This is a genomic window from Pseudoclavibacter sp. Z016, assembly GCF_002931215.1.
Lineage (GTDB): Bacteria > Actinomycetota > Actinomycetes > Actinomycetales > Microbacteriaceae > Pseudoclavibacter.
Genome location: NZ_PSTU01000003.1, coordinates 274,388 through 295,984 on the forward strand (window position 1 = coordinate 274,388; position 21,597 = coordinate 295,984).

Genomic DNA, 21,597 nt, shown 5'->3' on the forward strand with positions numbered 1-21,597 from the left:
AGGCGAGCAGAACGGCAGCCACGAGCAGCGAAAAGACAGCATCGCGCTGCCGCCACTGCAACCCAGGCTGAGGGCACCTAGAACACACAAGGAGACACCGTGAGAAATTACGATCTGGCCCTCATCGGGTTCGGCGGCGTCAGCCGAGCCCTCGCAGAGATCATCAGCAACGACGCTGCACGCCTGACCGCCCAGCTCGGCTTCACCCTCAGAGTCGTCGCCATCACCGACCTCGCCTTCGGATCGCTGGTGCAGTCGAGCGGAATCGACCTCGAACATGTCCTCGCGCTGCCCCGCGGCGCCGATTTCGGGGGACTGCCAGGCGGATCGGCAGAACCGAACAACCGAGAGGTCATCCAGGGATGCACGGCGGACATCGTCGTCGAGGCCACGTTCACGAACCCGAGCGACGGAGAGCCTGCGGCCTCCCACGTCAGGTGGGCACTGGAATCCGGCAAGCACGTCACGACGACGAACAAGGGGCCGGTGGCCCTCCACGCCGCGTCGCTCAGTGCGCTCGCGGCGACGCGAGGGCTGGCGTTCGAGTTCGAGGGCTCCGTGCTCAGCGGAACCCCGATCCTCCGGTTCGCGCAGCAGATGCTCCCTGCGCTCACCGTGACCTCCGTCGAGGGCATCCTCAACGGCACGAGCAACTACGTCCTCGGACGCCGCGAGGCGGGCGTATCGCTCGAAGCCGCGATCGCTGAAGCGCAGCAGCTCGGGTACGCGGAAGCCGACCCGACCGCGGACATCGAAGGGTCGGATGTGCGGCTCAAGGTCGCCATCCTCGCGCAGCAGGTCCTCGGTGTCGACGTGCCGACGACCGAGGTCGTCACGGAGGGGATCTCCGGCATCACCGATGCGGACATCGTGGAAGCCGCGGCGCAGGGTCTCAGGTGGAAGCTCGTCGGCTCGGCGACGCGCACCGCAGAGGGCGGGGTGGAGGCGCGCGTGCGGCCCGTCGCGCTCGGCGCGGAGCATCCACTCGCCGGCATCGCCGGCCCGACCAACGCCGTGACGTTCACGACGGACCTGCTCGGCCAGGTCACCGTGGCCGGGCCAGGAGCAGGCCGAGTGGAGACGGCGTACGCGCTGATCTCCGACCTCGTCGCCATCGACAGGGCGGCATCGCAGCGCGTCGCCCCCGAAGATGAGCTCGTCGGGCTGTTCGGGGCGACGCTGTGACCGCCCTGTCGTCGCTCTCGAGGGAGCACCGCACGCTCGCGGCCCGGGGGGAGGAGCTCGTCGTCACGAGCCCCGCCGATGGAGCCGTCGTCGGCGGGGTCAGGCAGCACCTCGCAGAAGACCTGCCCGAGATCCTGGCCCGAGCGCGGGCGGGCAGCCTCGTCGCCAAGTGCCTGTCGCGGCACGAGCGAGCGAGCGTCCTCGAGCGCGCCGCCGACCTCCTCCGTGACCGGTCGGAAGCCGTCGCCGACCTCATCGTCGCGGAGGCCGGGAAGACCATTCGCCAGGCGCGCAAGGAGGTCTCGCGCTGCCGGAACACCCTCAAGCTCTCGGCTGCCCAGGCCCGCAGCAACGCGGGCGAGGTGATCCCGTTCGATGCCTACGAAGGCGAGGAGACCCGAACGGGATGGTTCACACGGGAGCCGCTCGGCATCATCGTCGCCATCACGCCCTACAACGACGCGCTCAACCTCGTCGCGCACAAGGTCGGCCCCGCCATCGCCGGGGGGAATTCCGTCATCCTCAAGCCGTCGCAGCTCACGCCGCTGACCGCCAGGCTCCTCGTCGACCTCCTCGTCGAAGCGGGCCTTCCAGCGGAGGTGATCACCACCGTGCACGGCGACCGTCGCCTGTCGCAGGCGCTCGTCTCGGCCAGGGAGGTCCGCATGGTGTCCTTCACGGGAGGGTTCCGGACGGGTGAGGCGATCGCCGCCTCCGCCGGCATCAAGAAGGTCGCCATGGAGCTGGGAGGCAACGCGCCCGTGCTCGTCTTCGCTGACGCCGACATCGAGGCCGCCGTCGGGCGCTGCGTCTCTGGATCGTTCTGGGCAGCGGGGCAGAACTGCATCGGCACGCAGCGCATCATCGTGCACGAATCGATCGTCGAGCGCTTCCGAACGGCGTTCGTCGCCGCCGCCTCCGAGCTCACCGTCGGCGACCCCAGGCAGGAGACGACCGACGTGGGCCCGATGATCAGCACCGCCGCCGCCCGATCGGCGGAGGAAGCGGTCGAGGCCGCCGTTCGCGCGGGGGCCGAGCTGCTTCTCGGCGGTCGCGCCGAAGGGCACATCTTCCCGCCGACCGTCCTCACCGACGTCCCTCGCGAGCAATGCGTGTGGGCGGAGGAGGCCTTCGCGCCGATCGTCGTCATCGAGGCCTTCTCCACCTTCGAGGAGGCCGTCGATCTCGCCAACGAGCCCGAGTACGCGCTGCACGCTGCGGTCTTCACGGGCAGTCTCGCGACGGCGATGCGAGCGACTCGCGAACTCGACGCCGGAGCCGTCATGGTCAACGACTCCTCCGACTACCGCTTCGACGCGATGCCGTTCGGTGGTGCCAAGTACGGGAGCATGGGGCGCGAAGGCGTCCGGTTCGCCTACGAGGACATGACGCAGACCAAGGTCGTCGGCATCCTGGAGTGACCCGCATCACACGGGCGCCGTGAACGAGGGCGAGCGGATGCAGTCGGCGTGTGCATCCGCTCACCGCTCGGCCTCGGTTTGGGAACGCTCGCCGATCAGCGCCCCGACCGGCCGCCCAGCGGAGTAGATTGCGCGCATGACTTTCAACGAGAACGCGAAGCTCGACACGAGCGGCGTGCAGAAGCGCGGCCGGGGGGCCAAGACCGCCGCGATCGGCGGCGGCTCGATCGGCCTGCTCATCGTGGCGTTCCTCGCCTCGCAGTTCCTCGGAGTCGACCTGACGGGGCTCGTCAGCGGCGTCGACACGGGCCAGCAGTCGCAGGAGCAGGTCGAGGGCACCGGCCTCGAAGCCTGCCAGACCGGCGCTGACGCGAACGCGCAGATCGAGTGCCGCATGGTCGGCGTGCAGAACTCGCTCGCCGACTTCTGGGAGACCGAGAGCGCGGCCGTCGGCGTCACGTACGAGCGGCCCGGGTTCATCCTCTACGAAGGCCAGACGAGCTCGGCCTGCGGCACCGCGTCCAACGCGGTCGGCCCGTTCTACTGCCCCGGCGACTCGTCGATGTACGTCGACACGTCGTTCTTCCAGCTGCTCACCTCGCAGCTGGGTGCCAAGGAGGGCCCGCTCGCGGAGATGTACGTCGTCGCGCACGAGTGGGGCCACCACATCCAGCACCAGATGGGTGTCTTCGACACCACGAACCGTACGGACACGGGGCCGACCTCTGACGGCGTGCGCATCGAGCTGCAGGCCGACTGCTTCGCCGGCTCCTGGCTGGGCGCCGCGGCGACCACCGAGACTGCCGACGGCGTGACGCTCCTCGAGCCGCCGACACGCGAGCAGGTGGATGTCGCCCTGTCGGCAGCATCCGCCGTCGGCGACGACCACATCCAGGGCCAGCAGGGCCAGGTGAACCCGGAGTCGTTCACGCACGGCACGAGCGAGCAGCGCGTGAACTGGTTCGTCACGGGCTACGAGCAGGGCACCGGCGCCTGCGACACCTTCGCGGTCAGCGGCAGCCAGCTCTAGCGTCCGCCGCGCGTCGCGCCGGCGCGCAGCATCGTGGCCCGGTGCCGCCCATCGTGAGATGAGCCGCACCGGGCCACACCTGTCTCCGGCGGTCCGGCGCACTCCTCGACCTGGCCAACTTGCGTGACGAGCGCGCGCAGCTGGCGCCGGGCGCGGCCCGAGGCCACGGCTCGTCCCGGAAGTTGGCCAGCGGCGGCAGGATGCTCCACCGGGAGGTCCCGACTCGGGCTCCCGGCGAGAGGTGTCGCCGCGGGCTCTCCGCGAGAGCTCCCGCCTAGAACTCCTCGTGCGTGTCCGGGTCCTGGTCCCAGATGCGTCCGCGCTCGAGTGCTGTGAGCGCATCCACCTCGGCCTGGTCGAGCTGGAAGCCGAAGATGTCGAGGTTCTTCGCCTGGCGCTCGGTGGATCGTGACTTCGGGATCGGCACCGAGCCGAGCTCGACGTGCCAGCGGAGAATCGCCTGCGCTGGCGACACCTCGTGCGCGGCGGCGATCTCGGCGACGACCGGGTGCTCGAGCAGCTCACCGCGACCGAGCGGGCTCCACGCCTCCGTCACGATGCCGTGCTCGGCGTGGAACGCGCGGAGCGCGGCCTGCGGGAAGAACGGGTGCAGCTCGATCTGGTTGACGGCGGGTGTGACACCGGTCGCTTCGACAATCCTCGTGAGGTGCTCCGGTGTGAAGTTCGAGACGCCGATGGAGCGCACGCGGCCGTCCTTCTGCAGCTGCACCAGGGCCTGCCAGGTGTCGACGTACTTCTCGAGGCGGGGCAGCGGCCAGTGGATGAGGAGCAGGTCGAGCTGCTCGAGCCCGAGGCGCGCGATCGACTCGTCGAAGCCCGTGAGGGTCTCGTCGTAGCCGTGGAAGCGGCCGGGGATCTTGCTCGTCACGACGATCTCGGAGCGTGGCACCTCGGAGGCGCGGATGCCGCGCCCGACGGCTTCCTCGTTGTCGTAGCTGATGGCGGTGTCGAGCAGCCGGTAGCCGAGCGCAAGCGCCTCGCGAGTGGGGCCTGCCGAGTCCTCGCCCGCGTGGGGGTAGGTGCCGAAGCCGATCGCGGGGATCGTGGTGCCGTCGTTGAGCCCGAGTGCAGGAACGTTGCTGGTCACTGTTCGCCTTCCGTCATTTGTCAGAACAAAGCGAGCCTAGGGTGTGCGCTCGGGAGGTTTCCGACCGTGACGCGCGGCACCGCGTCGATGCCGCCATCAGGTGGCGGAGGTGGGGGAGTGGAGGTCCGCGAGCGCTTCCGTGATGGCCGCGCGCAGGCCAGCCGGCGGCTCCTCGCGCGTCGCGAGCACCACCTCACGCGTGAGCGTCGCGGGATCGATGGGCACGAATGCCACCGCGTCGTCGTGCCAGCTCGCCACCGAGGCAGGGACCACGGCGACGAGCTGCCCCGCGGCGATCATCCCGAGGATCGCGGGGTAATCGTCCGAGCGCATCCCCGTGCTCGCTTCGAACCCGGCCCTCCTGCAGTGTTCCCGGGTCGCCTCGTCGAGCGTGTCTCCACCGGAGGCACCGAACGCCCAGCGGTCGTCGCGCAGCTCGCCGAATCCCCGGACCGGCTGCCGGCGCTCGGCGGCCGCGAGCGGATGCTCGCGAGGCACGGCGAGGAAGAGCGGCTCGGCGAAGAGGAGCGTGGTGGTGATCTCGGGGGACAACGGCGTCGGCAGGTCCGACGCCTGGAACAGGACCGCCGCGTCGAGCCGCCCCTGCTCGAGCTGCCGGCCGAGGCGCTCGCACTCGTCGAGGGTCAGTTCGAGGCTGAGCTGCTCTCGTTCGGCGCGGCTCAGGATGCCGGGCACGACCAGGGCGCCGAGCGTGGGGAAGATGCCGAAGCGGACGAGGCGTCGCTCGTCGTCGAGCCAGGCGTCGAGCTCGGCGAATGCCCGGCGTCCGCCCTCGAGCAGCTGCCTCGCCCGAGGTGCGAACACGGTGCCGGCCGCGGTCGGCACGCTTCCCCGAGGGCCGCGCTCGAGGAGCTTCGTGCCCGCCTGCTGCTCGAGGCGCTTCAGGTGGTGGTCGACGGTCGGGTGGCTCCATCCGAGTGCCGTCGCCGCGGCTGAGACGGAGCCCGCCGCGAGCACCGCGTCGAACGCCGCGAGTCCGCGGAAGTCGGGGAGGTCCGCGGATCGGCGATCATACATGGCTTCAGTCTAGGGCTGAAGCGACCCCGGCAACCTGCCATTCTCTCTTGGATGCCGGGGTGCCACGATAGGGGGATGACGCACGCACCTGAGTTCCCCACGTTCGCCCTCGACGACGCAGCGGGCGCCTTCGGCGGAGCCGCGGCGAATGCAAGTCTGGGCGTGCAGGGACAGAGCCAGATGGGGGCGAGCGGCGCGAGCCGCGAGACGGCCGGCGCCCCCTACGCGGCGGCGCTCGCGATGCACGCTGCCCGCGACTCGACGGCCTTCCTGGTCCCGGGGCACGGCGCCGACGCCAGCGGCCTCGGCCTCGGGCAGGCCGAGTACTTCGGCGAGCGCGTCCTCGAACTCGACGTGACGCCCCTGCTCGACGGCATCGACCTCGGTGACGGCTCGCCCCGCGAGCAGGCCGAGCAGCTCGCCGCCGACGCCTGGGGCGCGTCCAGGACCTGGTTCCTGACCGGCGGCTCCTCGATGGGCAACCGCATGGCCGCGCTCGCGGCCAGGGGACTTGGCGAGGGGGTGCTCATGCAGCGCAGCGCCCACTCGAGCTTCGTCGACGGCATCATCCTCGGCGGCTCCTCGCCGAGCTTCGTGCTGCCGGAGGTCGACCTCGAGCACGGCATCGCCCACGGCGTCACCCCCGACTCGGTCGCCGAAGCGCTCGCCGAGCGGCAGGCATCCGGCGGCGGTGACGTCGCGGCCATCTACATCGTGTCCCCGAGCTACTTCGGCGCGGTCGCCGATGTCGCCGGCATCGCCGAGGTCGCACACGAGGCCGGCGCCGCGCTCATCGTCGACGCCGCCTGGGGTGCCCACTTCGGCTTCCTTCCCGAGCTTCCGGACTCCCCGGTTCGGCTCGGTGCCGACCTCGTCGTGACGAGCACCCACAAGCTCACGTCCTCGCTCTCGCAGAGCGCGCTCGTCCACCTCGGGCACGGGCCCATCGCGCGAGCCCTCGAGCCGCACGTCGAGCGCGCCCACCGCATGACCGCATCCACGAGCGAGAGCTCCTTGCTGCTCGCATCGCTCGACCTCGACCGTCGTGACCTCGTCGAGCGCCGCGACCTGCTCGAGGAGTCGCACGCTGCCGTGCTCGCCGCCAGGGCGATGTTCCGTGCCGACGGCCGCTTCCCTGTGGCCTCCGACGCGTTCGGGGGCTTCCCGTCGACCGTCGCGATCGACCCCTTCCGCATCCCGCTCGACATCCGTGCGACTGGCCTCGACGGGCACACCGTGCGGCTGCGGCTCGCCCGCGAATACGGCGTGATGGTCGAGATGGCGACCGTCAGCTGCATCGTCGCGGTCATCGGCATCGGCAAGACGCCGGACACACGCGTCCTGCTCGACGCGCTCGTCGAGATCGCGGCAGGCGCCGCCGACTCGCTTGCTGCGGATGCGGCGGGCGACTCGGCCCCCTCGATCCCGCCCATGCCGGGGCCAGGGGCCATGCGCATCCGCCCCCGCGCCGCATACCTCGCTGACGCCGAGACGGTGTCGTTCTCGGATGCGGTCGGGCGCATCTCCGCCGACTCGCTCGCCGCCTACCCGCCAGGGATCCCGAACGTCCTCCCCGGTGAGGAGATCACGCTCGAGGTCGTCGACTTCCTCCGCGCTTCGGCTGCGGCGGGGAGCCACGTGCGCGGTGCCGTGGACTCGGCAGTCTCCGCATTCCGCGTCGTCGTCGAGTAGCTCCGCGCCATGGCCCGGTGCGGCCGCGGCGCAGGATCGCGCGGCTTCGCGCGGACGGGGGCGCTGCCGGACGCCTCGCGCACGTCGCCTTGCCTCGCCTCACCTCGCGCGGCCGTGGCCAATTTCCGTGATGGCAGGTGGCTGGTGGCTCTTCGGGGGCTGGTCTGCGGGCCTCCATCACGGAAGTCGGCCAGTCGCGGGGTCACGTGGGCGGGGTCGCGGGCGCCGAGCCCTTTCCGACGGCGGCGGTCAGGTGCGTCCGGCGTCGGCCGGTGTGCCGTCGTCGAGGATGAGCTGCAGGAAGACCACGTCGAGCCAGCGGCCGAACTTCGTGCCGACCTGGTCGAGGCGGCCCGCGTGCACGAAGCCGAGACGCTCGTGCAGGCTGATCGAGGTCACGTTCGCCGCGTCGATGGCGGCCACCATGACGTGCTTGCCCGCATCTCGGGCGCGGCCGATGAGCGCGAGCGTGAGGGCCTTCCCGAGTCCGCGCCCGCGGGCCTCGCCGCGCACGTAGACGGAGTGCTCGACCGTGTGCCGGTAGCCGGAGAAGGTGCGGAAGTCGCCGTAGCTCGCGTAGCCGAGCACCGCATCCGATTCATCGACGGCGACGAGCACGGGCAGGCCGGCTGAGGTGCGCCCCGCGAACCAGGAGCGACGGTCGTCGTCGTCGACCGTCTCGGCGTTCCAGTTGACGGTCGTCGTCAGCACGTCCTCGTTGTAGATCGCGGTGATCGCGGGGATGTCGTCGACGGTGGCATCGCGGATGATCGGGGTCACTCGGCCAGTATCCCGCAGGGCCGCACCCCCGCGCCTCCGCGAGTCAGGGCGTGCCTGGCCCGGCGCCCCTGCACCCCCGCGCGTCCGCGGCTCAGGCCGGGGCGCTGCCCGTCGACCCGCGCACCGCGAGGCTCGTGACCACCCGCTGCACCCGCTGGAGCTGCACGGGGTGCTGCATCCGTTCGAGCAGGAACGTGCCCGCCTGCACGCCGATCGCGAAGTTGCCGGTGTCGACGGACGTGAGGGAGACGACCTGGAACCTCGCGAGCGGGGAGTTGTCGTAGCCCGCGACGGAGAGGTCGGCGGGGACACGGAGGCCGAGGGTGTCGGCGACCGAGAGCACGCCGATGGCCGAGGCGTCGTTGAAGGCGAAGATCGCGGTGACGCGTTCGGCGGCCGAGCGGCTGAGGAGGCGGGCTGCTGCGGCATGTGCGCTCTCCTCGCTCATGCCGCCTGCGTCGACGACGGCGCTCGAGGCGACGCCTGCTTCCGTCATGGCGCGCAGGAACCCCTGCTCGCGCAGTCGGCTGATGCGACCTGGGCCCTGCAGGTACGCGATGCGGGTGTGGCCGAGGTCGAGGAGGTGGCGGGTCACCTGGTGGGCGCCCGCCTCGTCGTCGTTGGTGACGACGTCGACGGAGGGCAGCTCGGGGTCGAGGGTGCCGGCGAGCACGGTGGGGATGTCGTCGGCGATGCGTGCGATGGCATCGGCCTCGGAGGTGGTGCCGATGACGACGATGCCGTCGACGCCCTGCTGCGTGAGGGTCTGCAGCGAGCTGCGCCCGACGCGCTGGTCGGTGCGGCTGTCGGCGAGGAGGGTCGCGTAGCCGGAGGCGTGGAGCGTGGCGGAGACCCCTTCGAGGAGTTCGACGAACCAGGGGTTGCGGAGGTCGTTGACGATGAGTCCGACGGTCTTCGTCTTGGTGCGGGCGAGGCCTCGCGCGTGCGCGTTCGGCCGGTAGCCGAGCTCGGCGATCGCAGCGAGCACTGCCTGGCGTCTCGCGTCGCTCACGTGCGGTGCGTCGCGCAGGACCAGCGAGACGAGGGATTTGGAGACGCCGGCCTGCTCGGCGACGTCACGGATCGTGACTGGTGCCGCGGGGGACTTCGGGGTCTCGCTCACGAGGTCGCCTCCGTGCTCTGCATCTGGTCGCCACCAGCGTATGGCCTTTCCCGGCATCGTGTGGAACTATTTGCATCGATCCATATTTGTCCAAGAGTGGCAAGGCAAAGCAGACGAGCACCGAGGGTGACATGAGCAGACAGAACGCGCGCCGGCTGAGCGCAGGAATGGTCGGTGGCGGCATCGGTGCCGACATCGGCAAGACGCATCGATTCGGGATGCGGCTGGACGACCGATACGCCCTCGACGCCGGGGTCTTCGGCCGCGACCGCGGACAGTCGGCCGAGGTGGCCGCATCGCTCGGGGTCGCTCCGGAACGCAGCTACGCGAGCTACCAGGAGATGGCGGAGGTCGAGGCGACGAGGGCGGACGGTGTCGACGTCGTCATCGTCGCGACGCCGAACGACACCCACTTCGAGGTGGCCAAGGCGTTCCTCGAGCGCGGCATCCACGTCGTGTGCGAGAAGCCGCTCACGCAGGACTCCGCGACCGCGCGCGAGCTCGTCGAGCTGGCGGCCGCGAGCGGAGCGATCCTCGCCGTCCCCCATTGCTACTCGGCTTACCCGATGGTGCGCGAGGCCGCTCGAATGGTCAGCGACGGACGCCTGGGGCGCCTCACCTTCGTTGACGTCGAGCACGCCTCCGGGTGGGCCGCGACGCCGCTGGAGCTGACCGGCCACAAGCAGGCGAGCTGGCGCACGGACCCCGACATCGCCGGCTTCCCGAGCGTGGTCGGGGACCTCGGCACGCACGCCTACCACCTCGCCCGCTACATCACGGGCCTCGAGGCCGAGCAGGTCTCCGCCCAGCTGCACACGCTCGTGCCGGGACGCAGGGTCTTCGACAACGCGACGGTCGCGCTCAGGCTCGTCGACGACACCCCCGGCCGTCTCTGGGCGAGCATGGCCGCGACGGGTCACAACCACGGGCTGCGCATCCGGGTGTTCGGCGACGAGGGCAGCCTCGAGTGGCAGCACGAGGACCCGCACCACCTCACCTTCCAGGATCTGGAGGGGACGACGACGATCTTCACGCACGGCCTCGCGTCGCTCTCCGAGGACTCCGCGAGGCTCACGAGGGTCGGGCTCGGGCACCCCGAGGGGTTCCTCGAGGCGTTCGGCAACTTCTACCGCGACCTCGCCGACGAGCTCGAGGCGCGCCGGGACGCGCGAGGCTCGACGGTCCGCGAGCTGTCGTTCCCGACGGGCATCGATGGTCTCATCGGGGTGCAGTTCGTGGAGGCCGTCGCGGCCTCGCACGCGGCGGATGGGGCGTGGACCGTGCCCGCGAGCGTCGCCGACCGCGACGCCGAGGTGGCTGCGGCCGACGCCGAGCTCCGGGAAGCCGGAGGGAAGTGACATGCAGCGTTTCGCCCTCATCGGCGCCGGGTTCATCGGCGCCGTCCACGCCCAGAGTCTCGCGGCCAACCCGGACGTCGACTTCCGATTCGTCTACGACGTCGACCGGGCCAGGGCCGAGAAGCTGGCTGCCTCGCACGGTGCCGCCGCGGCGTCCTCGCTCGAGCAGCTCTTCGATGCGTCAGAGGTCGACGCGGTGCTCATCGCGTCGTCCACGAACAAGCATGCCGGTCATTTGCGGCTCGCGGCCGATGCCGGTGTCGCGGCGCTCTGCGAGAAGCCCATCGATCTCGATCTGGAGCGCGCTCGCGAGACGGTCGAGTACGTCGAGGAATCCGGCATCACCGCCATGGTCGACTTCAACCGACGCTTCGACCGCGACTATGCCGAGCTGAAGCGCACCGTGGATGCTGGGGAGATCGGTACCGTCGAGCTGCTGCAGCTCTCGAGTCGCGGCCCCTCCATGCCGCCGCTCGAGTACATCGCGGTCTCGGGCGGGCAGATGCGCGACCAGACGGTGCACTTCTTCGACCTCGCGACGTGGATCACGGGACTCGACGCCGTCGCGGTGTACGCGGCGGGCAGCGCGCTCGCGGAGCCGAGGGTCGCCGAGTACGGCGACGTCGATACGTCGATCGCGACCGTGCGGCTCGCGAATGGTGCGCTCGTGCAGATCGACAGCATCCGTCGCTCGGGGTACGGCTACGACGAGCGCATCGAGGTGTTCGGCTCGGAGGGGCTCGTCGAGGCGAAGCGGCACCCCGCAGGTCAGGTCGCGAGGTACGGCAAGGGCGTCGTCGTCGGGTCGGGGATGCACGCCGGCTGGTTCGAGCGCGTGCAGCCCACGTACGCGGCCGCGCTCGCGGAGTTCGTCGCGGCGCTCGAGGGTGGTCACGCGCCGTCACCGTCGCTGCGGGATGCGCTGCGGGCCCAGGCGATCGCGGAGGCCGCGACGCGGTCGCTCGCGAGTGGGCGTGAGGAGCCGGTGGAGTAGGGGGTCACCTCTGCTCTCCGGGTGGGCGGTCGCTCCGCGATCGCCCACCTTCTCGCGTCGTGACGAAGCTGAGATGGACGCGTCACAAAAAAGTATTTGCTTAATACACCTGTTGAGCTATTGTCATGACAAGTCAGTGACGTGCTCGTCGCTCTCGGACAAGGATGACCGAGCGAGCACACGTGGGTTCCTCAAGACGCCGTCCCCCAGCGGCTGTCCTGTCGAGCGTCCAACTGGCGTCATCACGGCATTCAAAGGAGTTTTCGTGAAGAAGAAACGTCTCATGTTCGGCCTGGCAGCGCTCGCAATGGTGCCGGTCTTCGCGCTCACCGCCTGCTCCTCCGCAGGCGGACGCGACACCGGAACGGCCGAAGACCCGGCGGTCGCGGGCGTCGCAGACACGCCCTCCATCAAGATCGCGATGATCACGCACGCCGCCCCGGGAGACACCTTCTGGGACATCGTTCGGAAGGGCGCCGAGACCGCGGCGGCGAAGGACAACGTCGAACTGCTCTATTCCTCCGACCCGCAGGCGCCGAACCAGGCCCAGCTCATCCAACAGGCGATCGACCAGGGCGTCGACGGCATCGCCGTCACGATCGCCAAGGGGGACGCACTCGAAGACTCCATCAAGGCCGCCGTCGACGCCGGTATCCCCGTGGTCGCATTCAACGGCGGAAGCAAGGAGGCCTTCGAATTCGGTGCCTTCACCTACATTGGCCAGGACGAAGTGGTTGCAGGCCAGGCCGCTGGCGACAAGATCACCGAGCTCGGCTACACGAAGCCCCTCTGCATCATCCAGGAGCAGGGCCACGTCGGCCTCGAAGCCCGCTGCGCCGGCATCAAGGAGAAGGTGCCAGCCACCGAGATCCTGTACGTGACCGGCACGGACATGACGCAGGTCAAGTCGACCATCTCCGCCAAGCTCCAGTCGACGCCGGACACCGACGTCGTCATCGGACTCGGCGCTCCGTTCACGCTCACGGCGATCGATTCGGTCGCCGAGACCGGCTCCAGCGCCAAGGTCGCGTCCTTCGACCTCAACGCAGACCTCGCGCAGGCGATCGTCGACGGCGACGTCGTGTTCACCGTCGATCAGCAGCCCTACCTGCAGGGATACATGGCAGTCGACTCGCTCTGGCTGCAGAACAACGGCGAGTTCGCCCTCGGTGGCGGCAAGCCCGTGCTCACCGGCCCGACGATCATCGACGAGAGCAACGCGGCCGTTGTCCTCGAAGAGGCCAAGAAGGGTATCCGCTAACCAGCGAGCCACGGTCGGGATGGCTGCGAGCCGCGGCCATCCCGACCTCTCACAAGGAAGTGCAGTCATGGTTCACACCGCAACACCAACTTCAGCATCGCCCCGAACACCCGCCACCGGCCCCGTATCCTCGAGCGCCGACGAGCGTATCGGCAGACGCTCGCCGCTGTCGGTCATCCTCGGTCGGCCCGAGATGGGCGCCGTCGTCGGCGCAATCGTCGTGTTCGTCTTCTTCGCGATCGCGGCGCCCGTCTTCACCCAGGTCACCTCCCTCGCGACCGTCCTCTACGGCGCCTCCACGATCGGCATCATGGCGGTCGGCGTCTCCCTCCTCATGATCGGCGGCGAGTTCGACCTCTCCGCCGGTGTCGCCGTCATCTCCTCGGCACTCACCGCATCCCTCTTCAGCTGGTACTTCGCCACCAACGTGTGGGTGGGCGTGCTCATGGGCCTCGTCTTCGCCCTCGCCGTCGGCTTCATCAACGGCTGGCTGCTCATCAAGACGAAGCTGCCGTCGTTCATCGTGACGCTCGCGTCGTTCCTCATGCTGACGGGGCTCAACCTCGGCATCACTCGACTCGTCGGCGGCGGTGTCTCCAGCCCCGCCATCGCGGACATGGACGGCTTCGCATCGGCCAAGGCGATCTTTGCCAGCGAGATCCCCGTCTTCGGCGTCAACGTGAACGTCACCGTCTTCATCTGGATCGCGCTGGTGCTCGTCGCCACGTTCATCCTGATGCGCACCAAGATCGGCAACTGGATCTTCGCCGTCGGCGGCGACGAGAACGCGGCCCGCGCGGTCGGCGTGCCCGTCACGGCGACCAAGATCGGCCTCTTCATGGGCGTCGGGTTCTGCGCCTGGATCCTGGGCATGCACAACCTGTTCGCCTTCAACGTGGTCCAGTCGGGCGAGGGTATCGGCAACGAGTTCCTGTACATCATCGCGGCCGTCATCGGCGGCTGCCTCCTCACCGGCGGCTACGGCTCGGCGATCGGCGGCGCGATCGGCGCCCTCATCTTCGGCATGGCCAACAAGGGCATCGTCTACGCCCAGTGGAACCCGGACTGGTTCAAGTTCTTCCTCGGCCTCATGCTGCTGATGGCAACGATCGTGAACCTCGTCGTCAAGAAGCGAGCGGAGCAGAAGTGATGACAACCAACCAGACAGCAGCAGCGGACGTGCGGCAACCCGACCGCGTCGAGCAGGGCACGCACCTCATCTCGCTCCGGGATGCGGGCAAGCGGTACGGCAACATCCTCGCCCTGCAGAACGTCGACATGGACGTCGATCCGGGTCGCGTCACGTGCGTGCTCGGCGACAACGGTGCCGGCAAGTCGACGCTCATCAAGATCATCGCGGGACGCCACGAGCACACCGACGGCGAGTTCCTCATCGAGGGCGAGTCGGTGCACCTCAAGTCGCCGCGCGAGGCCCTCGAGCGGGGCATCGCGGCCGTCTACCAGGACCTCGCGGTCGTGCCGCTCATGCCCATCTGGCGCAACTTCTTCCTCGGCTCCGAGCTCACGAAGGGCTTCGGCCCCTTCAAGAGCCTCGACGTCGACCAGATGAAGGCCATCACCAAGAAGGAGCTGCTCGACATGGGCATCGACCTTCGCGACGTCGACCAGCCCATCGGCCAGCTCTCCGGCGGCGAGCGGCAGTGCGTCGCGATCGCCCGCGCCGTGTACTTCGGCGCGAAGGCGCTTATCCTCGACGAACCGACCGCCGCCCTCGGCGTGAAGCAGTCCGGCGTCGTGCTGCGCTACATCCTCGCGGCCCGCGACCGCGGGCTCGGCGTGATCTTCATCACCCACAACCCGCACCACGCGTTCCCTGTCGGCGACAGCTTCCTGCTCCTCAAGCGCGGCAAGTCGATCGGCTACTACGACAAGGCCGACATCACCCTCGACGAGCTCACGGCGCAGATGGCCGGCGGTGCCGAGCTCGAGGAGCTCGCCCACGAGCTCGAACAGCTCGGCGGATACACGCAGGACATCGCCGTCATCCGCGAAGTGGAGGACGACATCCCGGACGTGCCCGTGAAGTAGGCGCGCGCATCCACCGCGAGACGCCGCGAGCAGCGCGCGGAACGGCCGGCACCCTCAGTTGGGTGCCGGCCGTTCCTTGCGCTCGGGGAGACCCGTCAGCGCCGCGGGCTGCCGAACGGGCCGTTGTCACGGTCGACGACTTCCTTGCCGAGGGGCGAGAGGGAGATCGGGATCATCTTGAAGTCGGCGATGCCCATCGGGATGCCGATGATCGTGACGCACAGTGCGATGCCAGAGACGATGTGGCCGATCGCGAGCCACCAGCCCGCGAGGACGAACCAGACGACGTTGCCGATGAACGAGAACGCGCCGGCGTCGGCTCGCGAGACGACGTCGCGTCCGAAGGGCCAGAGCGCGTAGAGGCCGATGCGGAACGAGGCGATCGCCCACGGGATGGTGATGATCGGGATGCACAGCAGCACGCCCGCGAGGACGTAGCCGCAGAAGAGCCAGAACCCCGAGAGGAGGAGCCAGATGATGTTAAGGAGAGTGCGCATGCGAACAGCCTGCCGGAACTCGCGATGTATCGCGTCATACCGGAGGGTGAAATCGATCATGTTCGTATGTCATGACAAATGAGGCTTCGAGGGTTATGCTCGCTTGCAGGCACGTAGGCGTGCCCCAGCACTCCACTCATTCCGCACACCGAGGTGAACCATGAGCTCCGCCCCCACTCCGCCATACGTCGCCCTGCCCGTCGACGACATCCTCCAGCTCCTGCGCGCCGAAGAGCGGGAGCTCGACTTCCCGAGCTTCACGCTCGAGGATGCCTGGCAGGTCGGCACGTGGCTGCGCCACGAGTCGCTCGTGCGCGGGCACAGCGTCGCCGTCTCGATCGTCCTGGGCGGGCAGCGGGCGTTCCACGCGGCGACCCCCGGCTCCGCGGCGCTCAACGACGCGTGGCTCGCCCGCAAGTTCCGGGTCGTCGAGCACTTCGGCCACTCGACCCTCGCGGTCCGGTACATCTATCAGGCGAACGGCGAGGACTTCGCCGCCGACTCGCTGCTCGACCCGCGCGAGTACGCCGCTGCCGGCGGCGCCTTCCCCATCCGCATCGGGGGAACGCTCGCCGGTGCCGTCGGCGTGAGCGGCCTCGAGATGCACGAGGACCACGGGCTGGTCGTCGAAGCGCTGCGCGTGCACCGAGTGCTCTCCTAGCCGCCAGGCAACAGGACGCTGACTGACCTGCAGTCCGTGCCCCCGCCCCCGCTCAACGTGTGCGGAGGCTGGCTTCCGGCGACGCCGATGGGTTCTCGGGGCGCTCGTGCTGGGTTTCGGTGACCGGTGATGGGTTTTATCCCATCACGGTCACTGAAACCCATCACGGTTCGAGGTCGGCGGCGCTACTCATCCGCGATGGCGTCGAGCACGTCGTCGGCGTAGCGCTCCAGCTTCGCCGCGCCGACGCCTGAGATCGCCGCGAGCTGCGCGTGCTGGCGCGGCTTCACCTCGGCGATGGCCGCGAGCGTCGCATCCGTGAACACGATGTACGCCGGCACGCCCTGCTCCTTCGCGGTCTCCGCCCGCCAGGCACGCAGCCGCTCGAACACCTCGCGCTGCGATTCGGTGAGGGCCGCGGCCGCCGCGCTGCCGCCGCCGGAGCGGCCCGAGTACTCGCCGCGCGAGCGTCGCCCGCTCGAGCCGGGCGCCTTCGGGGGCTCCTTGCGGAACATGAGCTGACGCTCGCCGCGCAGCACCGGGGCGGCCTCGCTGGTGAGCGCGAGCACGCCGTACTCGCCGCGCACCGCGAGCACGCCCGCCGCGAGCAGCTGGCGCACGACCCCGCGCCATTCCGTGTCGCCCAGGTCTTTGCCGATGCCGAACGTGGAGAGCTCGTCGTGCTTCCACTGCGTGACCTTGTCGGTGGTCTTCCCCGTGAGGATGTCGATGAGCTGGCCGGCGCCGAACGCCTGGCCGTTGCGCTCCCTGTCGAGCCGCAGCACCGTCGAGAGCAGCTTCTGCGCGGGAATCGTGCCGTCCCACGAGTCGGGAGGTGAGATGCACGTGTCGCAGTTGCCGCACGGCTCGCTCAGCTGCCCGAAGTAGGCGAGGAGCTGCACGCGGCGACACGTGACCGTCTCGCAGAGCGCGAGCATGGCGTCGAGGTGCTGGCTCTGCGCGCGCTTGCGCTGCGCGTCGCCATCGCCTTCGGCGATCATGCGCCGCTGCTGCACCACGTCCTGGAGCCCGTAGGCGAGCCACGCGGTCGAGGGGAGCCCGTCGCGTCCGGCTCGACCCGTCTCCTGGTAGTAGCCCTCGATGCTCTTCGGCAGGTCGAGGTGGGCGACGAAGCGCACATCGGGCTTGTCAATGCCCATGCCGAACGCGATCGTCGCGACCATGACGACCCCGTCCTCGCGCAGGAACTTCGACTGGTGCCTCGCCCGCGTCTCGGCGGGCATGCCGGCGTGGTAGCCGAGGGCATTCACGCCCTGCCCACGCAGCCACTCCGAGATGTTCTCGACCGACTTTCGACTCAGGCAGTAGACGACGCCCGCATCGCCCGCGTGCTCCTCCTGGATGAGGCGCAGCAGCTGCGCCTTCGGGGTCCGCTTGGGGGAGACGCGGTACTGGATGTTGGGGCGGTCGAAGCTCGCGACGAACACCTTCGCGTCGTCGAGCGCTAGCCGCTCGACGATCTCCTGCCGCGTCTCGCTCGTCGCGGTCGCCGTCAGCGCGATGCGCGGAACCCCGGGCCACCGCTCGGCGATCATCGACAGGTTCAGGTAGTCGGGTCGGAAGTCGTGACCCCACTGCGCGACGCAGTGCGCCTCGTCGATGGCGAACAGCGAGATGTTCGTTCGGCTGAGGAGGTCGGCTGCGACGGGCAGACGTTCCGGCGCCAGGTAGATGAGGTCGAGCTCGCCCGCCAGCAGCTGACGCTCGACGTCGCGGCGCTCGTCGATGGACTGCGTGGAGTTGAGGAAGGCCGCCCGCACGCCGAGCTGCTCGAGTGCCCCGACCTGGTCGTGCATGAGCGCGATGAGCGGCGAGATGACGACGCCGGTGCCCTCGCGGACCAGCGCGGGCACCTGGTAGCAGAGGCTCTTCCCGCCACCGGTCGGCATGAGCACGACGGCATCGTCGCCGGCGCACAGCCGCTCGATGATCTGCGCCTGGTCGCCGCGGAAGTCGTCGTAGCCGAAGACCTCCCTGAGCACCGTCTGCGCGCGCTGGAGCAGGGTCCCTGATGGAGCGGGGGCATCTGTCTCGTGCGTTGCGACCATGCAAGCAACCCTAGGCGCGACCTCGGACATCCGCTCGGTCATCCACAGGCGCGATCGCTCCATGCGCTCAGCAGCGAGCGATGACTCGGTGCTACCCCGCGGCGCGGATGCGGGCCGCGGGCGGGTAGTACCGGAAGCCCGGGATGAAGAGCGGAGGCGGTTGGACGGCTGGCTGGCGCCGCGGCAGCGTGTGGCCGAAGGGATCTGCCTGCGCCGCCCGGTGCTGCTGCTCGGCCTGCCGCTGCGCCTCGGTGTTCGGCTGCGAGGCCAGCCGGTTCGGGGCGTCGCGGGTGCGCGCAGGACGCCGTGGACTGTTCACGCTCCACTCCCATCGCCGGTGGATCTGGGGCGCCGTTGGCGCCCCAGTCGAGGTGGCCCCACGCTAGCGAGAATCGTCGCGCGGCACACCCGAGAGGACGGGGAGAACTCCCCGTCGCCGTTCGGTACTCGGCGGTGAGCGCTCCTGGCTGCTCGCGTCAGCCGCGCTCGACCGTGTGGCCGGCGCCCGCCCACTCCGACATGCCGCCGAGCACGTTGACGACCGGCTTGTCCTGCTGCTCGAGGTAGGCAGTGGCTCGCTCGCTGCGCACACCAGCCGCGCAGATCAGGTAGACCGGGCCGTCATCCGGCACCTCGTCTGCGCGCTCCACAAGTTCACTGAGCGGCACGTTGCTGGCCCAGGGGATGCGCACGGCCGAGAATTCGTCCGGCTCGCGGACGTCGATGACCGTGGCCTGCTCGCCGAGCGCCGCGAGCTGGGTGATGTCGATGGTCTGCACGAATGCTCCTCCTGAACTGGCTGATGCCCGACGGTGGCGCGGGCCGCTGCCCACGGTACTTGAGTCGTCTCGGTGGGACCTTCCGCCCCGTTCCAGCCCGATCGTGGCGGGTGCGCGATCCTCGGTATCGGGGACTTGGCAATTCGCCGAGGACGGGTGTATCTTCGCGAAAGGTAAGCCTTACCTGGCCTACCGCGCATGGACGCCTGGGCTATGGCTGGCCCTCACGCCCGCCAGCCCGTACCCCCTCACGCCCAGGAACCCAACATGCTCGGCTCTCTGCTCATCGGACTCCGCGAAGGCCTCGAAGCGGCGCTTGTCGTCGGCATCCTCATCGCCTACGCAAGGCGCATCCAGCGTCCCGACATCGTGCGCCGCATCTGGCTCGGCGTCGCCTTCGCGGTCGTCGCGTCGCTCATCCTCGGCGCCGTCCTCACCTTCGGCGCCTACGGGCTCTCCTTCCAGGCGCAGGAGATCATCGGCGGCAGCCTCTCGCTCGTCGCCGTGGCCATGGTCACCTGGATGGTCTTCTGGATGCTCCGAGTCTCCAAGACCCTCAAGCACGAGCTGGAAGGGCAGGTCGACCGGCACCTCGGGGGCAGCGGGTGGGGCATCGTCGCCGTCGCCTTCGTCTCCGTCGCACGCGAGGGGCTCGAGACGGCGCTCTTCGTCTGGTCGACCACCCGCTCGGGCGACGGCTGGGTGCTCGGCTTCCTCGGCGCCATCGTCGGCCTGCTCCTCGCGGTCGGCCTCGCCTGGGGGCTCTTCCGCGGCGTCGTGCGCATCAACCTCTCGACGTTCTTCACGTGGACCGGCGCCATCCTCATCGTCTTCGCCGCCGGCATCGTCGCCTACGCCATCCACGACCTGCAGGAAGCCGCCGTCCTGCCCGGCCCCTTCATCGCGGCGCCGGAGGGCGCATCCGCCGCCGTGCAGGCCTGGTTCGGGGAGAACGCGTGGGCGTTCCGAATCCCAGAGGTCATCCCGCCGGACGGGCTCCTCGGGGCGCTCCTCAAGGGCACCATCGGCTTCACGCCCGAGATGACGAAGCCCGAGATCCTCGCCTACTTCGCCTACCTGATCCCGACAGCCGCGCTCTTCGTCATCCGCACGCGCTCCGGCCGCCGCCAATCGACCCCCACATCACCTCAGCCCGCGGCGACCGCCGCACGCTGAGCACCGACCTCAGCACCCGCTTTCAGCACCCGCTCTCAGAAGGACAACCATGCACCTCAAGCCACTCACGGTCGGACTGCTCTCCGCCGTCACGCTCGTCTCCCTCACCGGCTGCGTGCCGAACGCGCCGGCCGACTCCGCCGCCTCGCTCGCCGTCTCGAGCACGGACACCGACTGCACGGTCTCCGGTGACTCCGCCGCCAGCGGCCCCATCACCTTCGAGGTCACCAACGACGGCGAACGCGTCACCGAGTTCTACCTGCTCGCCGACGACGGACTCCGCATCGTCGGCGAGGTCGAGAACATCGCGCCAGGCACGAGCCGCCAGCTCTCGGTCGTCGCGCAGCCAGGCAGCTACTTCACCGTGTGCAAGCCGGGCATGCTCGGGGCCGGCATCGGCCAGACCGCCTTCTCTGTCTCGGGCGAGGCAGTCGCGGTCGCCGCCGACGACCAGGCGGCCTACGACGAAGCCGTCACGAGCTACACCGCCTACCTGCGCAACCAGGTCGCCGAGCTCGTCCCCCTCGTGGATCAGTTCACCACCGCCTACAAGTCGGGCGATGACGAAGCCGCGCGCGAGCTCTTCGCAGCCGCGCGCGTGCCATACGAGCGCATCGAGCCGACCGCCGAGGCCTTCGGCGACCTCGACCCGAAGATCGACTACCGCGAGGTCGACGCCGTCGCCGAAGGCCTCGACTGGACCGGCTTCCACCGGATCGAGAAGGACCTCTGGCAGCCGCAGCCCGGCGCCAAGAACTCCGACGACACCGACGCGTTCCTGGACTGGGCGCCGTCGACCACGGCGGAGCGCGCGCAGTACGCGGACCAGCTCGTCGCCGACATCCAGCAGCTCGCGGACCTCGTGAACAGCGACGAGTTCTCGATCTCCATCGAGGACATCACGAACGGCGCCATCGGCCTGCTCGACGAGGTCGCGACCGGCAAGATCTCGGGTGAGGAGGACTGGTGGTCCGGCACCGACCTCAGCGACTTCAAGGCGAACGTCGAGGGCGCGGAGGTCGCGTTCGGCATCGTCGAGGACGTCGCCCGGTCGAAGGGCGAGGACGGCATCGCGATCGCCGACTCGATCAGCACCGAGTTCACCGCGCTCAACGATCTGCTCGCGAGCTACGGCAGCTATGAGGACGGCTTCACCAACTACCGCGACCTCACCCCCGAGCAGGTAAAGGAGCTGTCGACCCAGGTCGACGCGCTCGCCGAGCCGCTCTCGCAGCTCACGACCACCGTGCTCGGGCTGCCGGCATAGCGTTCCCAGCGCACCCGGCCAGCTTGCGTCAGCATCCGCCTGTGGTCACCCCGAACGCGGTGACCACCCGCGGACGGTCACGCAAGCTGGCCACTCTCATCAGAACAAC

At 69.6% G+C, this 21,597-nt stretch carries 20 protein-coding genes; 12 read left to right on the forward strand and 8 right to left on the reverse strand.

Annotated elements, in window-relative coordinates; genetic code table 11:
- Positions 1 to 99: 99 nt before the first annotated feature.
- The 3 genes from C5B99_RS02575 to C5B99_RS02585 all read left to right on the forward strand — a co-directional run bounded on the left by C5B99_RS02575 (position 100) and on the right by C5B99_RS02585 (position 3,636).
- Positions 100 to 1,185, forward strand: coding sequence for a homoserine dehydrogenase (locus tag C5B99_RS02575; RefSeq protein WP_104240206.1), 1,086 nt, complete (start codon positions 100 to 102; stop codon positions 1,183 to 1,185).
- Positions 1,182 to 2,606, forward strand: coding sequence for an aldehyde dehydrogenase family protein (locus tag C5B99_RS02580; RefSeq protein ID WP_308471574.1), 1,425 nt, complete (start codon positions 1,182 to 1,184; stop codon positions 2,604 to 2,606). The genes C5B99_RS02575 and C5B99_RS02580 overlap by 4 nt, the downstream gene beginning before the upstream one ends.
- A 136-nt stretch (positions 2,607 to 2,742) precedes the next feature.
- On the forward strand, positions 2,743 to 3,636 hold the full coding sequence (locus C5B99_RS02585; protein ID WP_104240207.1) for a neutral zinc metallopeptidase: 894 nt from the start codon (positions 2,743 to 2,745) through the stop codon (positions 3,634 to 3,636).
- Positions 3,637 to 3,910: 274 nt separating this feature from the next.
- On the opposite strand, the gene C5B99_RS02590 is transcribed toward C5B99_RS02585, so the two are convergent.
- Both C5B99_RS02590 and C5B99_RS02595 read right to left on the reverse strand, forming a co-directional pair.
- Positions 3,911 to 4,744, reverse strand: coding sequence for an aldo/keto reductase (locus C5B99_RS02590; protein ID WP_104240208.1), 834 nt, complete (start codon positions 4,742 to 4,744; stop codon positions 3,911 to 3,913).
- Positions 4,745 to 4,840: 96 nt separating this feature from the next.
- A complete protein-coding gene (locus C5B99_RS02595) occupies positions 4,841 to 5,782 on the reverse strand; it encodes a LysR family transcriptional regulator (protein ID WP_104240209.1) in 942 nt (313 codons plus the stop codon).
- Positions 5,783 to 5,857: 75 nt separating this feature from the next.
- On the opposite strand from C5B99_RS02595, the gene C5B99_RS02600 reads away from it, so the two are divergent.
- Positions 5,858 to 7,474 carry an aminotransferase class I/II-fold pyridoxal phosphate-dependent enzyme gene (locus C5B99_RS02600; protein WP_258063011.1) on the forward strand — a complete coding sequence of 539 codons (1,617 nt, stop codon included), beginning with the start codon at positions 5,858 to 5,860 and terminating at the stop codon, positions 7,472 to 7,474.
- 249 nt (positions 7,475 to 7,723) lie between these two features.
- On the opposite strand, the gene C5B99_RS02605 is transcribed toward C5B99_RS02600, so the two are convergent.
- Both C5B99_RS02605 and C5B99_RS02610 read right to left on the reverse strand, forming a co-directional pair.
- Positions 7,724 to 8,254 (reverse strand): GNAT family N-acetyltransferase, encoded by a 531-nt coding sequence (locus tag C5B99_RS02605; RefSeq protein ID WP_104240210.1) that lies wholly within the window; start codon positions 8,252 to 8,254, stop codon positions 7,724 to 7,726.
- 91 nt (positions 8,255 to 8,345) lie between these two features.
- Positions 8,346 to 9,377, reverse strand: a complete 1,032-nt coding sequence (locus tag C5B99_RS02610; RefSeq protein WP_258063012.1) for a LacI family DNA-binding transcriptional regulator — start codon at positions 9,375 to 9,377, stop codon at positions 8,346 to 8,348.
- Between the two features lie 131 nt (positions 9,378 to 9,508).
- Between C5B99_RS02610 and C5B99_RS02615 the strand changes: the two genes are divergently transcribed.
- From C5B99_RS02615 to C5B99_RS02635, 5 genes are all read left to right on the forward strand, one after another.
- Positions 9,509 to 10,735, forward strand: coding sequence for a Gfo/Idh/MocA family protein (locus C5B99_RS02615; protein WP_104240251.1), 1,227 nt, complete (start codon positions 9,509 to 9,511; stop codon positions 10,733 to 10,735).
- Between the two features lies 1 nt (position 10,736).
- Positions 10,737 to 11,729 (forward strand): Gfo/Idh/MocA family oxidoreductase, encoded by a 993-nt coding sequence (locus tag C5B99_RS02620; protein ID WP_104240212.1) that lies wholly within the window; start codon positions 10,737 to 10,739, stop codon positions 11,727 to 11,729.
- 283 nt (positions 11,730 to 12,012) lie between these two features.
- Positions 12,013 to 12,990 carry a substrate-binding domain-containing protein gene (locus C5B99_RS02625; protein WP_104240252.1) on the forward strand — a complete coding sequence of 326 codons (978 nt, stop codon included), beginning with the start codon at positions 12,013 to 12,015 and terminating at the stop codon, positions 12,988 to 12,990.
- A gap of 67 nt (positions 12,991 to 13,057) precedes the next feature.
- Positions 13,058 to 14,140 (forward strand): ABC transporter permease, encoded by a 1,083-nt coding sequence (locus C5B99_RS02630; RefSeq protein ID WP_104240213.1) that lies wholly within the window; start codon positions 13,058 to 13,060, stop codon positions 14,138 to 14,140.
- On the forward strand, positions 14,140 to 15,039 hold the full coding sequence (locus C5B99_RS02635; RefSeq protein WP_104240214.1) for an ATP-binding cassette domain-containing protein: 900 nt from the start codon (positions 14,140 to 14,142) through the stop codon (positions 15,037 to 15,039). Before C5B99_RS02630 ends, C5B99_RS02635 begins: the two co-directional genes overlap by 1 nt.
- A gap of 95 nt (positions 15,040 to 15,134) precedes the next feature.
- On the opposite strand, the gene C5B99_RS02640 is transcribed toward C5B99_RS02635, so the two are convergent.
- On the reverse strand, positions 15,135 to 15,536 hold the full coding sequence (locus C5B99_RS02640) for a YccF domain-containing protein (protein ID WP_104240253.1): 402 nt from the start codon (positions 15,534 to 15,536) through the stop codon (positions 15,135 to 15,137).
- Positions 15,537 to 15,696: 160 nt separating this feature from the next.
- On the opposite strand from C5B99_RS02640, the gene C5B99_RS02645 reads away from it, so the two are divergent.
- Positions 15,697 to 16,197 carry a heme-degrading domain-containing protein gene (locus C5B99_RS02645; protein WP_104240215.1) on the forward strand — a complete coding sequence of 167 codons (501 nt, stop codon included), beginning with the start codon at positions 15,697 to 15,699 and terminating at the stop codon, positions 16,195 to 16,197.
- 185 nt (positions 16,198 to 16,382) lie between these two features.
- Here the strand turns inward: C5B99_RS02645 and recQ are convergent, their stop codons facing one another.
- From recQ to C5B99_RS02660, 3 genes are all read right to left on the reverse strand, one after another.
- The gene (recQ, locus tag C5B99_RS02650; RefSeq protein ID WP_104240254.1) at positions 16,383 to 18,296 is read right to left on the reverse strand and encodes a DNA helicase RecQ; all 1,914 of its coding nucleotides are present in this window, start codon (positions 18,294 to 18,296) and stop codon (positions 16,383 to 16,385) included.
- 61 nt (positions 18,297 to 18,357) lie between these two features.
- Positions 18,358 to 18,585 carry a hypothetical protein gene (locus C5B99_RS02655; protein WP_104240216.1) on the reverse strand — a complete coding sequence of 76 codons (228 nt, stop codon included), beginning with the start codon at positions 18,583 to 18,585 and terminating at the stop codon, positions 18,358 to 18,360.
- Between the two features lie 157 nt (positions 18,586 to 18,742).
- On the reverse strand, positions 18,743 to 19,045 hold the full coding sequence (locus tag C5B99_RS02660) for a rhodanese-like domain-containing protein (protein ID WP_104240217.1): 303 nt from the start codon (positions 19,043 to 19,045) through the stop codon (positions 18,743 to 18,745).
- 267 nt (positions 19,046 to 19,312) lie between these two features.
- Between C5B99_RS02660 and efeU the strand changes: the two genes are divergently transcribed.
- Together efeU and efeO are read left to right on the forward strand one after the other, a co-directional pair.
- Positions 19,313 to 20,221, forward strand: coding sequence for an iron uptake transporter permease EfeU (gene efeU / locus C5B99_RS02665; protein ID WP_104240218.1), 909 nt, complete (start codon positions 19,313 to 19,315; stop codon positions 20,219 to 20,221).
- Positions 20,222 to 20,270: 49 nt separating this feature from the next.
- Positions 20,271 to 21,488, forward strand: coding sequence for an iron uptake system protein EfeO (efeO, locus tag C5B99_RS02670; protein WP_104240219.1), 1,218 nt, complete (start codon positions 20,271 to 20,273; stop codon positions 21,486 to 21,488).
- Positions 21,489 to 21,597 lie beyond the last annotated feature (109 nt).